The 13,623-nt window shown below is 55.2% G+C and carries 15 protein-coding genes; 1 reads left to right on the forward strand and 14 read right to left on the reverse strand.

Annotated elements, in window-relative coordinates; all coding sequences use genetic code 11:
* Positions 1-25 precede the first annotated feature (25 nt).
* Entirely contained in the window at positions 26-214 is a 189-nt protein-coding gene (locus tag Q8A57_RS08345; RefSeq protein ID WP_305170580.1) for a DUF3094 domain-containing protein, read from the forward strand.
* On the opposite strand, the gene Q8A57_RS08350 is transcribed toward Q8A57_RS08345, so the two are convergent.
* From Q8A57_RS08350 to Q8A57_RS08415, 14 genes are all read right to left on the reverse strand, one after another.
* Complete coding sequence (locus Q8A57_RS08350) at positions 215-676, reverse strand: EVE domain-containing protein (protein WP_305170581.1); 462 nt, start codon at positions 674-676, stop codon at positions 215-217.
* A 74-nt stretch (positions 677-750) separates the two neighbouring features.
* Positions 751-1,764: an NADP-dependent oxidoreductase gene (locus tag Q8A57_RS08355; protein WP_305170582.1), complete on the reverse strand. Its 1,014-nt coding sequence runs from the start codon at positions 1,762-1,764 to the stop codon at positions 751-753.
* 44 nt (positions 1,765-1,808) lie between these two features.
* Entirely contained in the window at positions 1,809-2,300 is a 492-nt protein-coding gene (locus Q8A57_RS08360) for a DUF3237 domain-containing protein (RefSeq protein WP_305170584.1), read from the reverse strand.
* Between the two features lie 219 nt (positions 2,301-2,519).
* The gene (locus Q8A57_RS08365) at positions 2,520-2,702 is read right to left on the reverse strand and encodes a hypothetical protein (protein WP_305170585.1); all 183 of its coding nucleotides are present in this window, start codon (positions 2,700-2,702) and stop codon (positions 2,520-2,522) included.
* Between the two features lie 320 nt (positions 2,703-3,022).
* Positions 3,023-3,700: a hypothetical protein gene (locus Q8A57_RS08370; RefSeq protein WP_305170586.1), complete on the reverse strand. Its 678-nt coding sequence runs from the start codon at positions 3,698-3,700 to the stop codon at positions 3,023-3,025.
* Entirely contained in the window at positions 3,697-4,341 is a 645-nt protein-coding gene (locus tag Q8A57_RS08375; RefSeq protein WP_305170587.1) for a hypothetical protein, read from the reverse strand. The genes Q8A57_RS08370 and Q8A57_RS08375 overlap by 4 nt, the downstream gene beginning before the upstream one ends.
* A 5-nt stretch (positions 4,342-4,346) precedes the next feature.
* Positions 4,347-5,354 (reverse strand): VWA domain-containing protein, encoded by a 1,008-nt coding sequence (locus tag Q8A57_RS08380; protein WP_305170588.1) that lies wholly within the window; start codon positions 5,352-5,354, stop codon positions 4,347-4,349.
* A complete protein-coding gene (locus Q8A57_RS08385) occupies positions 5,351-6,415 on the reverse strand; it encodes a vWA domain-containing protein (RefSeq protein WP_305170590.1) in 1,065 nt (354 codons plus the stop codon). The genes Q8A57_RS08380 and Q8A57_RS08385 overlap by 4 nt, the downstream gene beginning before the upstream one ends.
* A gap of 1 nt (position 6,416) precedes the next feature.
* Positions 6,417-7,718 carry a hypothetical protein gene (locus Q8A57_RS08390; RefSeq protein WP_305170591.1) on the reverse strand — a complete coding sequence of 434 codons (1,302 nt, stop codon included), beginning with the start codon at positions 7,716-7,718 and terminating at the stop codon, positions 6,417-6,419.
* A gap of 16 nt (positions 7,719-7,734) precedes the next feature.
* Positions 7,735-8,532, reverse strand: a complete 798-nt coding sequence (locus Q8A57_RS08395; RefSeq protein ID WP_305170592.1) for a MotA/TolQ/ExbB proton channel family protein — start codon at positions 8,530-8,532, stop codon at positions 7,735-7,737.
* A 59-nt stretch (positions 8,533-8,591) separates the two neighbouring features.
* Positions 8,592-8,825, reverse strand: coding sequence for a hypothetical protein (locus Q8A57_RS08400; RefSeq protein WP_305170594.1), 234 nt, complete (start codon positions 8,823-8,825; stop codon positions 8,592-8,594).
* Between the two features lie 18 nt (positions 8,826-8,843).
* Positions 8,844-10,901, reverse strand: a complete 2,058-nt coding sequence (locus Q8A57_RS08405) for a PEGA domain-containing protein (RefSeq protein WP_305170596.1) — start codon at positions 10,899-10,901, stop codon at positions 8,844-8,846.
* Positions 10,898-12,391, reverse strand: coding sequence for a tetratricopeptide repeat protein (locus Q8A57_RS08410; RefSeq protein ID WP_305170599.1), 1,494 nt, complete (start codon positions 12,389-12,391; stop codon positions 10,898-10,900). Before Q8A57_RS08410 ends, Q8A57_RS08405 begins: the two co-directional genes overlap by 4 nt.
* A 4-nt stretch (positions 12,392-12,395) precedes the next feature.
* Positions 12,396-13,601 (reverse strand): hypothetical protein, encoded by a 1,206-nt coding sequence (locus Q8A57_RS08415; protein WP_305170601.1) that lies wholly within the window; start codon positions 13,599-13,601, stop codon positions 12,396-12,398.
* Between the last annotated feature and the right edge of the window lie 22 nt (positions 13,602-13,623).

Genomic DNA, 13,623 nt, shown 5'->3' on the forward strand with positions numbered 1-13,623 from the left:
AATTAAACTTAGGGGTAGAAATCGTATGGGTATGAGAAGTGAAGAAGAGTATTCCGAAGAGGATCTGGAGCGGATACGTGGTGTCGTGAATTCCGGTATCCATTCCGTGGAGCGCAAGCCGTTTCGTTTCAGTTTGTTGTTTTTGTGGTGGATTGTGGTGGCTGCCTTAGGTGGTGCCGCCTGGATTTTTGCCAGTTCCGTGGGCGCCGTTTAGTTAACCCTTGACCATGCTCTCAATGGTTTGCCATTCTGCCATAGTCACTGGCACCACTGAGAGCCGTCCCTGCCGAAATAACATCATGTCCTTCAGGTCGGGGTGAGCTTTCAGCGCAGAGAGGGGCAGATGTCGGGCAAATTTTTTACGCAGCTTTACATCCACCGCATACCACTGAGGCTTATCCTGCGTTGCCTTGGGGTCGAAATAATCACTTTCAAGATCGAACTGGGCGGGATCAGGGTACGCCGCCTTCACCACTTCCATAATGCCCGCCACACCGGGCCGTGGGCAGCTGGAGTGATAAAATAGCACCTGGTCCCCGGCCTGTACTTTATCCCGCAAAAAGTTGCGCGCCTGGTAATTACGAATGCCATCCCAGCGGCACTGCTGCTGGGGTTCGGCTGCCAGGTGGTCAATGCCATAAACATCCGGTTCGGATTTAAACAGCCAGTAATTCATTTCAAAAACCATTAATAAGGGCGGTCCCGGTTGCCCGGAACCGCCCTATGCTGCGGCACAAAAATGCTTGGTTGTCAGACGTCTTTGACGCGCACCATCAGTTTGCCCATGTTGTCGCCTGTATAGAGCTTCTTAACGGCCTGTAAGGCATTTTCCAGTCCGTCGGTTACATCCAGGCGTGCTTTCAGCTTGCCTTCTTTCATCCAGCCACTCAGGGCCTCAAGGGCTTCCGGGTAGCGGTCCATGTAGTCGAGAATGATGAACCCCTGGATTTTCAGGCGGTGCATCAGGATCAGGTCATAGTTGTAGGGACCGGGTACCGGTTCAGTGGCATTGTACTGGGAGATCAGGCCACAGGTGGGGATACGCCCGTGCAGGTTCATCAGTTTCAGACACTCGTCGAGAATCTTCCCGCCGACGTTGTCGTAGTAGACGTCGATGCCGTTGGGGCAGGCTTCAGCCAGTGCTTTGCCCACATCCTGGGTCTTGTAATTGATAGCCACGTCATAGCCCAGCTCTTCGGTGATCCACTGGCATTTTTCATCGGAGCCGGTCAGGCCGACAGCACGACAGCCTTTGATTTTGGCGATCTGGCCCACCAGTGCGCCCACGGCACCGGCAGCGGTGGAGACCACTACAGTTTCACCCGGCTTGGGGTCGCCAATGTCCAGCAGACAGAAATAGGCTGTTGGCCCGACCAGTGCCAGGGTGCCGAAAGCATCGATGACTGGGACATCACCGGTATCGCCGAGCAGACCGACGCTGGCCGAGGAGCCGATCTGATAGTCAGCCCAAGTGCCAATGCCGCTGACGATATCGCCTTCCTTGAATTCGGGGGTGTTGCTTTTAATCACTGTGCCACAGACAACGCCACGCATGGGTGCGTCCAGGGCCACTGGCTCCATGTACTGCTCCATGTCGCTCATCCAGATGCGGTTGGTTGGGTCCAGTGACAGATAGTTCAGGCGAAACAGAATTTCACCTTCCCCTGGCTCAGGAATAGCTTCATTTTCAAGACTCAGAACATCGTCAGTGATGTCGCCAACGGGGCGTTTTCTCAAACGCCAGACGCGGTTTGTTTCAGTCATACCTACTCTCCTGTGAGTACTTATTATTCGTGATTTTTAATCAATCAGCGGACCAGAAAAACATCATATTTGACATAGCCTTCCGGACCAAACTGAATTTCCGTCATTTTGTTAATGGTTTGAATGTCATTGAGCCAGCCGTATTGTTCGGAGGCGGTCTGAAAGGTGGGGGCGGCGATGAAGTAGGGAATGTCACGGTCGGTGAGAACATCCCCGTTATTGAGTCTCTCCATGACTTCTGGGGTGCTTTTGATAATGCCGTTATAGGAGATATAGATGTGTGCGCCGTCATCGGTTTCGATCAGGCCACGCACATCCAGGCGCATGGCGCCGGAAGGCATGATACGCAACCAATCTGCGCCAGGCGCAACGAATTGGCCATCGATCTTAGGTCCCTTGACCCAACCACCTGGACGTACGTTAACGATGAGTAGGCTGTCATCAATCGGCACAGGAGGATCCAGTGGTGCGACATAGCTCATCAGGTATTCGGTGGTGATCTGGGTGCTGGGTAGCTGGCCTTCAGTTGCTGCCATAGAACTATCTCCTTGGAGTCTTATGATTTGGATGGGTAAAGCAATGCCTGCCTACTCCACATCTTCTTGTTTTTAAGTTGTTTTTAGATTGTTTTTAATCGTTATTATGGTGTCGGGAGATCAAGTCTTTCGACCCCTGGGGTTTTTTATTCTATCTATAGTTGAACGCCCAGTACAATATTGCCCCGCCGAGCATACTAAATTTTTATCTGCTGAAGTTTAAAACCAGTCAAGGTCGCTTTTCAGAACGATCTCATCAAGATATACGGCTGTCTGTCTGAAATTGTGTATATCCTTGCTCAATGGTTTTTGCGCCTGGTTAGCATCAAGACTCTTGACCGCTTTAAGGTCATCGGCAGTTACCAGTGTTGTCGTCTTATTATCGTTGTGAATCAGTTTCACAGCGCACTCCCTCCTGGTATCAAGCATAAAATATAGACCAAATATGACCGCGGGATGGCGAATTATTTTTTGGACAGTCTGTTTGGCATTTTGCGTGGACCAATTAGATTCGCTGCCCTGTTTTTGGTTCCTCGGCCAACTTAAACTGGTTGGTGATTAGACTTGATCCTCACCCTGGCCTTGACCTGTAGGTTTGAAGTGCTGGATAGCCCACCAAGGGAGGCATTATAGGAGGTTGTGGCGGTATCGATTTTTGGCGCTAAGGGCAGGATAGATATAGTAAAGCGGATGCCAACGGTGTCGGGTGCTGGAAGAGATCATTATTCCCGGCTTTGGCTTGCCGATGAAAAAAAGCTTTGTAGTCTTGTGCCAATTCCTTCGCAGGCTTCACCCTGAACCTGGGCTATAAAAGGAATGGGGGCGCCTATGGCCAGTAGATAGGATGAGCCCTTGCTGTCTACTTTGACGCGCCCTTTTTCATCGAGCTTCGACAGATCCCAGATAATGGCTTCATAGTTGGAGTTTTTATCCCAGGAGGCAAAACCAAAACAGCCGCCGCCCCCGGGGGCCAGGCCACAACTGAAGCCGCCGTTTTTCTCCGTGGTTTCGGTGTTGCCGTCCACCCAGATCATGTAGCGGATACCCAGCTTGCGAATGCGTGTGGCAATAAGGGGGTCTCTCATCATGCCGCCCATGCGCTTGAGACCCAGGGGCGCCGTGCGCGGTTCGAACCAGGGGTAAAGGCTGTCGAGAAACTGTTGCTCAGGCATGACTGCCACCTGGCCGCCGGTGACCAGTTTATTGCCAATACAGTCGATAAAATCTGGTTCGGTTTCGTACTCACCGGCGTGGCGCCGTCCCATAATGACAATTTTTTCACTGGCTTTGACTGGCAGGCGGGTTTCCGACACACGGTACTCGTCAACATGGGTTGAGGTGCCGCAGGCGGTCAGCAGCAATGAGATGGCTGAGACAAGCAGAAACAGTAGCGCTCTCAAGGGATATCGCTCCTGCTGAGCTGAGTATCCGCCTGACGACTGGCCAGCCAGCGCTTAACTTCCGGAACCCTGTGAAATTCCAGAACCAGGCGTGCTCCTGCATCTCTCAGTGCCGAGATCGTGGCCTGGTTGAGCGCCTCCTCGTCAGATTTCAGAAAACGGCTCTGGGTCTTGCCATAGGAACTCATCAGCCAGTCGGCAATGGGCTGTCCGTTGCCGTCCAGCACTTTGAGGCTGTATTTAATCCAAACCTCGTAAACGTTGAGCTTGGTTTCAAACGGGGTGGCGAGCTGGACTTCTTCCACCACTGGCACGATCAACAGGTCCAGGGCAGGGTTCTTTGCCGGCGGGCTGTTATAGGTTGTTGTACTGATAAACATGTCGGCGAATACGCGGCTGAACAGTTTAACCTGGGACTCTCCCAGCGCCATGGTGACCGGCAGTTGCTTGTCATCAGTACTTTCAAACTGGTAGTGGCTGAATTGATCGTCCATGACCAGGCCGACGTGGAGGGGCTGTTTGCGTGTCAGGGCACTGGGGTAGTCGCCATTCACCGTCACATTGGTCGAGCAGCCGCTCAGCAGCACAATGGTCATGAGCAACAGGGATGAAACAAGGCGTGTGGCCGGATTCTTGTTCATTGGCATCATTCGGGTTTAAGGCCGTTCAGTGCGACAAAGGTTCCGCCGTTACGATAGCTCAGTTCTCGCATCAATGCAGCGAATCTTGATGCAGTCTGCAGGTTGCCACCGCGTACCAGGAAATGAACCGGAAAGCCGATGGTGTGGATTCGAACCAGACGTTCGCCGCTGCGGCCCTCGCGGTTAATTTTTGCCACGGTATCCAGTACGTTATCGATGGAGTCGCCGGTAAAGTCATCGCCTAGAACATAGAGGCTGATCTTGCGGTTGGGAGCGTAGAAGCTGCGAATGGCATGCTGCACGCCCTCCACCGGACTGGAGTTACTGAAAGGTGTCCAGTGAGCAAGACGTTCAATGATTGCCCTGCGCCGCGCAGGCGTGTCCGGAATCCATTTGCCCCGATAGCTGGAAAACATATAGCCTCCCATATCGTTCATGACCTGGATTCCCTTTACCTTGGGGTAGATATCGAGGATATGAATCATTTCCTGTCGCAGCCTAGGCCAGGCGAAATTGAACATACTGCCCGAGGTGTCGACGATAAACACAATGTACTCGCTGTCTACAGGTATTCCACCAATCAGTTCTTTGTCGGAACGATTCTGCAGAGCCTGTAAACGCTTCATTTCTTCGGTGAGTGTCTGCAGGGCCAGTGTCAGCTTGTCCTGTTCGGTGGTATCAACCTGTGCAATGGCGTCCCGCTGACGGCGTACGCTCGCCAGCTCAGACTGCAGGCGGGCGATGCGCAGCTGGATCTCTGAAAGCTGTTCTTCTCTGGAGTTCAGGTCGCGGTTGAGTACGCTGACTTCACCACGAATTTCAAACAATTGTTGTTGCAACTCCGCTACGCTGCCATTCAGGGAAACATCGGTTTGTTCGAAGGCTGTAGACTCCACTGTTTTGGCAATCAGCAGCAGCAACACAATGGCGCCAAACCCACAGCTGATGACATCCAGAAAGGAGATGCTAATTTCTGGGGTTTGCCCCCGTTCACGACGGCGACCGCGGTTCATGGCCAGTCTCGCGATGGGCTCAACAGGGAGCCCTCTGTGTTCAGTGCCAACTGCCAGAAGCTGGCGGCGGCGAAGGGATCACCTTCCATGGGGAACAACAGGACGTTCACCGGCATGCGCTTTGGTATGACCTCAACGGCCTTGGCAAACAGTTTGAGGCGATCGCGGCCGGAAATAATGCGATCTCCGGAAGGTTTGCGCCCCTGGGTGGGTAAACCGTCGGTGATCAGAAACAGGTTGTCGGGTTTGCCCGAGAAGCCGTTGGCTGCATCAAAGGCGTTGATGAGGCTGGTGCCGCCAGTGGGCACGTGCCGGCTGAGCTGTTGCATGACTTTATCCAGACCCTGGCGGTCTGCGGTATCGCGCCACTGGCCAGTATCGCCAGTCAGTGCCTTGGCCTCGGTATTGAAAACGTACACCTGGTAGCGGCTGTCAGGAGGCAGCTGCGCTACCAGCCACTCGGTAGTGCGCACCGCGCGACGCCACTTGTCGGCATTGCGCTTGGCGGTATCATTCATATTTCGGGTGCGGATGACATTGATCAGCGAGTCGGACAGCATACTGGCCGATCCATCCACCAGAATAAGTACGCGCTTGCCCCCCAGCTTCAGTCCGGTCAGGTACTGTCGTTGACCCTGGCCCACAAAGCGCCGCACATTGTTGGCATTGCCTTCTTCCAGCAGCTTGGCATTTTCCTGCTCCAGCTCTTCCACCTGCTTGCGTAGCAGTGAAATATCCTGTTCAGGGTCCTTCTGGATACTGAGTTCGCGCCGGGTATCGTCAATCTCTTTGAGCACCCGGCTTGAGAGCCCCTGGGCTTCCACTAGGCGCTTTTCCATTTCAGCGAGGCTGTTGTTCAGGGCCACCAGTTCAGCTTCGCCTTCACGAATATCCACCTGCAACAGGTTAACCTCGGCTGCCTGATCGGGTTGGGCGGTGGCGATGGCATTGGCATCGTGTTTAAGGATCAGAAACAGCAGGGTAACGGCACCAAAGCCACAGGCCATGATGTCCAGAAAAGAAAGACTGAAGGCGCTTACCCGGTGCTTGCTTTTCCGCAACTCAGTCTACCTCGATAAGGTCCAGACGCTGGTTACCGATCAGCAGGCTGTCTCCAGTGATCAGGTTGTTCACGTCTCCGTAGCACTGGATCTGTGACCGGTCGCCTTCCAGCGCCAGAATTCCGTCTTCGAGGGTAAAGCGGAAAGCCACATCAGTCTCGCAGTCGATCAGCAGTGTGTCGCCGTTTATGGCCACTCCCATACCCGGGTGAATGGCGTAGGCCCGGTGCCGATAGAGCACGTGGCTGGGGGTGCTGCGCAGGGCTGGGGTTGTTGCTGCCTGCGGGTCGTTCTTGCCCGGCGTTGTATTCCGCTGAGGTGATTTGGAAAGGGGTAGGCGGGTGATAAAAGGTAGGTCACCAGAGCCGCAGATCAGGTCCAGGTTTTGTAGGCAGCCTTGAATTACTGAGTCTGCTGACAACACCTGGGTGGGTGCGTCTTCTATGACCAGTCCCGGCAGCAGCGCCATGCGGTGACTGTAGAGCAGGGTTTCATTGGACTTCCGGAGTTCAATCAGGCGGCGTTGAAATTGCTGGCTGCGTGTGGCGGTGCTGTCCAGAAGCTGGGTCCGACTGAGGTTGATGCGGTAACGACCCTGAGGGCTGTCGAGCTCGACACCGATTTCTGTCTGGGTCTCCATCTGTTGTAGCCAGCCCGGCAACTGGTTATACAGCTGCTGCTCACCGGCGGCGGTATGGAGGGGGTCAAAGCGGTACTGGCGAATAAACTGATCGGCGATAAGTTGTGCCCAGGCGTCATAGAAGCTCTTGATGCCCAGCTCAGGCAAAATTTCAACTTCAGTTCGGGAAATCTGTTGGTCCGCCTGCAGACGGGTAATGATCGTCTGGTGTAACTGGATGTCCACATGCAGTGAATCGCCGCGGGTCTGGGTTTGAGAGGCGGCGGCCACGGAGGCGTCCACCAGCCCCGCAGCTTCGAAGGGGGATGCGTTGGCCAATCCCAGCAGGATAGCCAGCTGTTCCCGGTCAAAGTTTCCCGGTGCCGCAAAAATGACTCGCTCGGGGCTGCCGGTATCCCGGTATAACTGCAGCAGTTGGGCATAGGCCAGATCGGCGTGATGTCTGGCGACTCTGCTGTTGATTGGTAGGGGCGACAGGTTTAACTGGCGCCAGTATTGGCTGAAGCTCTGTCGGGGCTCTAGATAGGCTTTTTCCAGGGCTGCCTGGCCCGTGGTAATACCGTTATCGGTGAGGAGGGCATAGCCGGGACTGACAATGAGATTATCCGGGCTGGTGGCACAGCACAGGCCGCTGTCGTTCAATTCAAAAATGGCGGTAGGCATAGTCTGGGAGCCCGACTTAATCGGTTTTCAGGTGACGCATTAAATTGCTGTCACAGTAACTGTGGGTATCCAGCACCAGCCGTTCCTGCAGAAGCTGTAATTGGTGCAGCAGGAACATCAGTGCAATGCTGATGACCAGGGCGATGAAAGTAGAGTTGAATGCCACGCCGAGACTGGCGGTGACACCGGCGATATCACCCTGTACCGCCTTGTGGGCCTGACTGAGTGCCTCGCCAATCCCCCGCACGGTGCCGATAAACCCGATCGAGGGAATGGCCCAGGCAATGTAGCGCACCATGGAGAGTTCCGAGTCGAGCCGGTCGGACTCTGTGTCCAATACTTCGCCCACTGCGTGGGAGACATCCTGGATATTCCGCGTGGAGCCAAAGCGCTGTAAGGCCGCTAACAGTGTGCGCGGCAACAGATAACCCTGTTGTACGGCAGGCAATGCCTGGATGGGCCGTGACAGCTGGCGTGCATCTTCAGGTAAAACGCGGCTGCCATCGGGCACGGTTAGTAATGGTTGTGTGAGCAGCTTGCGCTCATTGAGGCTGCGGCGCGCTTTGTAACCCATGATCGCACAGGCCCAGAGCATCAGAATGAAACAGGCTTCCTGTTCGTAATCCTTCACAACCACATAAAAAGATCTTTCGGCCACGTAGCTTTCCCCGGCGGCTTCCCGGGCGAGTTGTTGTTCCAGTACCAGGTTGGCGTTGGGTCGAATCAGTGTGACATAAACCGTGTGCACCAGAATCAGTGCCAGTATCAGAGCAAATAACTGGTAGAGGAATTCCGATGAGGTGTTATTGCGCATGGTGTTTCCTTTAGCTGCAACAGGTCAGGTGCCGATGTTGATTGTGTTCAACCCTACCACTATATATCCACCGGGAACGGAACCGATAAATCCTCGGAAATCTGTTCACTCGGATCAAATTCAGGTGCCTTAGTTCGCGGGCTAGGGGTACTGTTTTCCGTGGTGTCATTATTATTGCTGTTGGTTTTTACACGGGTTGCCTCGGTGGGTTCCGGTGGCGGGGAGGCAGGTTCCTCTGCCATTGTCGGTAATCCGGCAAGTAGGAGCGTAGCCGCCAGTAACCAGTATTTCACGAATCTCCACATGGGTGTCTACTCCACGTACCGGGCAATGCGAAAACCCAGGTCATCCCGGGGTTGTTCACCGTAATCACGATAGGACAAGCGTAACTCTGTGATGTTGCCATGTCGCCAACTGGCGCCACGTATTACGCGCAAATCCCCCGTGGCGGGCCCCATCGGGTCTTTTTCAGCTCTGCTGCCAAGGCCCAGCTCAATGCCGTAGTAGTCATTCACCCACTCTGACACATTTCCCTCCAGGTCATACAGCTGGCGGTGATTGGGGCGGAAGCTTCCCACCGGTGCCGAGACAGCAAAGCCGTCGGTATACCCCTTGATGGGTTCGGTAACCAGGCGACCGGCACTGGTGTCGGCAAAATTTCCCGAGCGGTTGGCGGGCGGATATTGCTGGCCCCAGGAAAAACGTTTTTCGCCACCACTTGTGGTTCTCGCTGCCCAGGCCCACTCTGCTTCTGTGGGCAAACGATAACCGTTGGCAGAGGGGTCAAAGCCTTTGATCTTGCCGTTTTCTTCCCGGTAGAACGGTGTCAGGTTGTCCTTGCCGCTGAGCCAGTTGCAGTAGCGAGCTGCCTGCTCCCAGCTGATCCGCACCACGGGCTGGGTCGGCTGGTCCAGGGTAATACCACTCGCGTGGCTCGAGCTGTGAGTACGGGCAAACTGTTTGAACTGCCGATTGGTGACTTCATGGCTGGCCAGGTAGAAGGGGCGAGTCAACTGCACCTCGCGCCGCACTTCGTTGGCCCGTCGGCCACTTTCCCGGCGGGGTGCCCCCATGGTGAAGGGTTTCCGTGGTTTGAATAGCAGCAGGGTGGCACCGTTGGCAGTCGTGATTTTCTCGGGGACCGATGCCCAGCGAGCCTGTTGCTCGGTGAGCAAAGTGACTTTCACCACCTGGTCGAGGCCCGGTTGCGGGGTGACCGTGCGTGTGGCTGTGGCATAGCCAGCTCTGCGCAGTTCAATCCGGTGCTGCCTGGCGGGCAGGGTGAAGGTTTGCCCCTGTGTCCCGCGCATCACACCGTCAATCCATACCGAGGCATCGGCCGGGCTGGCCACGACTTGGACTTCTCCCAGGTTAGCCTGGAGCTGTACCGACATACTTTGCTGTTCGCCTGCGGAGAGGGTCAGGCTGCGTTTTGCCGTTTTGTAACCATTGAAAAACAGGGTCAGCTGGTGGGTTTGTTGTGGCGTTAATTCGATATCCAGTGGCGTTGTGCCCTGGTAAGCGCCGTTAAGTGTAACTGTGGCACCGCTGGGGGTGGAGCTGAGTTGCAGTAGCCCGTCTGCCGGCTCTAGCTGGATATCATCAACAGCCAGGGTTTCACCAATGGCGACACTCAGGCTTTGCTGCCAGGTTTTATAACCGGGTAAAGCCACTTTGATCACTTCGCCTTCGGCCAGCAGTTCGGTGGTGAGGGGTGTGACACCCCGATCCTCATCGCCCACACTGACGGTTGCCCCGGGTGGTGAGGAGGTCAGGGATACCTGGCCCCAGGCGGGTTCCAGTTGCACGGACAGTGACTGGGTGGTGTCCATGCCTTCAATGTTGATCTCACGGGTTACCGGAAGGTAACGCTGTGCAGAGATAGTCAGGGTATGGTCACTTGGCGTCAAATCAGAAATAGTGAGTGGCGCGGCACCCACAGCCTCATCATTGATACTGACTTCGGCTCCCGGCGGCTCGGTGGTAAGGGCCAGATGACCTGGCAGCTTCTGCATCTCCAGCTGAAGCAATTGATGATCATCCTTGCCGACCGTGAACGGTAACTGTAGTACTTCAAAACCTTCTGCTTCTGCTACAAGCTGGTAATCGCCCGGCCGCATCAGGTAGTGATCGGCCAGGGCAAAACTGATGCCGCCACTGATATCGATACGGGCATTGTCGGGAGTGATTTTGACCACCACCGAGCGGGCGCTGAGCAGAAAGGCCATAACCAGTAGACTGGCAATCAGGGCCAGACCCAGCAACATTGGCAGGGGCTTTAACCGAAAGCGTTTCGCACCGGTATTTTCTGCCAAGGGCGTGAACGCCAGCGGCTGGATAGCCTCATGATCATTTTTCTGTTCGTTCATGACACCGGCTCCGTACAGACGATAATCACCGGCTTGTCACGGCTTGTTGCTGTGATCTGAAACTCCACGCGCACATCCCGGTAGCCAGAGCGACTGCCAACTGCCACATAGTTTCCGGGAATCAGTTCGAGTTGTTTGCGATTGAACTGTCCCAACTCGCCCACCTTGTAGAGGGTGACATGGGTGTCGTTGTCAGATAGAAATTCGATGGTCAACGGTGTGACGGCAGTCTGGATGGTTTTCTGCAGGCGGGAGATCTGCTCGCGCAGCCTGGGACCGGGATTCTTGATGCCCCGGGCATCCTGCAATACCTGTGTCGCCTGTTTGCGCACTGAGGCTGTGGAAAGCCGCAACGGGTCGTTGAGTATTTTCATGATGCGATCTTCAAGGTCTGCCCGTGCGCCGCTACGCAGCTGGCCCAGACGTGCAGCCATCAGCGAACTGTCGATGGTCAGGGTTTTGGCGTAGCTGTCTCTGGCCGAGTGCCATTGCTCGTCAGTCTCCTGTTGTTCTGCTTTGGTCATCAGCGACTGAATCGATTGTTGAGTGCTACGGTTTCCGGTTTGCGCCAGGCCTTTGCGGGCGGCATCACTGTCCGGCTGTATCTTCAGGGCCTCGTTGAATGCCGTTCTCGCCTTCGTGAGCTGGTTGCTTTCCAGGGCGTTAAATCCCCGGCTCATGGCCTCATTAAAAGCCTGCTGGCTGATCTGTTGTGTAACCTGCTGCAGACCGTCTCTTGCTCTGTTACTCAACGCATCGAGGGAAATGATCTGGTTGAATAGCTGGCGGGCACGCTCAAGTTCGCTGTTTTGCACCGCCAGATCCGCCTGGTTTAGCAAGTCGGTAACCTGGTCGAGCACTGTGGCTCGGGAGAGACCGATTTCGGCCTCGCGATTGTCGGGATCAATCGCCAGTGCCAGTTCAAACTGCTCTTGTGCCTTGAGGGCATGGCTTTCACTGAGGAACGTGTTGCCGGTAGTTAGCGCAGCGGCCAGGCGTTGTGGAATACTGTCCTCCAGGGCCTGAAGGTTAGACAGTGTTTCTTCATAGCGGGCTTGTGCCTGGGGAAAATCGCGCTGCTGATAAAACCGGTCGCCCTCCGTGGCGGCCTTCAGGGCTTCCGTCATGGCGGAAGCTCCCCACTGCTGGATATTCTTTTGTTCCAGAAATGATTTCTTCTCGAGAATTTTGGCCAGTACATCCTGTGCGGCGCGGCGGGCATTGCCCAGTTGAGCATCCCGAAACGGGGACTCGGACAGGGCGGGAGCCTGGCTGTTACCCGTTTCAATGGCCACCGGTGGGCCTTTTGGTGTCGGCACCAGGGCCGGTAGTACAAAAATGACCAGCAACGCCAGTAGCACGCAAATGGCCAGCGCCACCCAGGTAGAACGACGCTGCTGCCAGGGCACAGGTTCGCCGGGTTGCAGCGTGTTTTGGGTCAGGGGAAATTCGGCCGGTTTAATGGGCTCAAAATCGTTACTGTCTGCCATGACTTCAGATTCCGCCGCGTTCTGCCTGGTAGATTTCACGCAGCAACGTTTTCCATTGTTGGTACTGGGCTTCCACATTGCCCGTCAGGGTAATGGTGCGATCTTCAAGCTGGATGACCTGGGGGGCGACTTCCGCTTCGAGGGACTGGGCCATTTCGGTCAGGGCATCCTCGTGAATTTTCAGCTCGCCACGCTTGGATAGGCCGCTTTTGACCATCATGGCGCCGGTGCCTATGGCCACTGCACCCGCAGCGCGCCCTGAGCCACTGTTGCTGCCGGAGGCGATAATACCGCCGATCACCGCCGCAATACCGCCAATGGTGCGGGTGCGGGATTGGCGTTTCAGCTCCTGCACGGCGACCATTTCATCGTAGCTCGCAGCCCGCCATTCCTGGTAGGGGGTGTCCATTTGCCGGGAAAAAGTATCGTAATGTTCCTGCATGGTATCGATGAACAGGTAGTCCCGTTCACGAATGCGTTGTATCCGCTGCAGGATGGGATCGTTAGCCGCCGGTAGACGGGTTATTTGCAGTTGGCCATCCGGTGCTTCGGTGATGTGATTGCTGAAGGCTTCCGGGGAAAAGTCCTTGGCAAATCTGAGGTTGGATACTGCCCGCAGGTTGGTGATCTGTTGCGGTGGAAGTTGTTGACGGTACTCCAGCAAATCATTGGCGATACGGTTGAACAGCCCCTGGAAAGGGTCCTGCTGTGTCCGGTTCTGCTGATCGTAGGCGTAACTGCCAACGGTTTCCGTGTAGGTTTTACTGTACCAGTGGCGATTACTGGCATCGCTGACATCAATTTTCAGGGTCAGAGTCTCGCCGGTGGACTCAACAATTTTTCCAGCGACATAGACATCGACCACGGTATTGCGGCTGGGAACCTGACGTACCGCGCCCCAAGCTGCCGTTTTCTGAATGGTTTCTGCCAGTTGGTTGGGAAGGTACTGGGCTTCGGCACTACGCACGGTGGGTGATACCGTTGTATCGTCAGCCTTGATATTTTCCAGGCCCGGATCGAAGGGCAGCACTGCCAGATCGAGCAGCAGGGATTCATTGGCGATGGCGTCTGGCTGCTCAAGTGGGGTGATCACCGTGGTGGTGACGCGGTTGGTGTTGGCGCAACCGGCCAGTGTTAGAAATACGAGTAATAGGCCAAGGGCTTTTACACGAAAGCTCAGGGTTATTTTAAATAGGCTAAGGGCTCTCACAGCACGTGACTTATGAACCTGG

The sequence above is a fragment of the Porticoccus litoralis genome (assembly GCF_030676955.1).
GTDB lineage: Bacteria > Pseudomonadota > Gammaproteobacteria > Pseudomonadales > Porticoccaceae > Porticoccus > Porticoccus litoralis.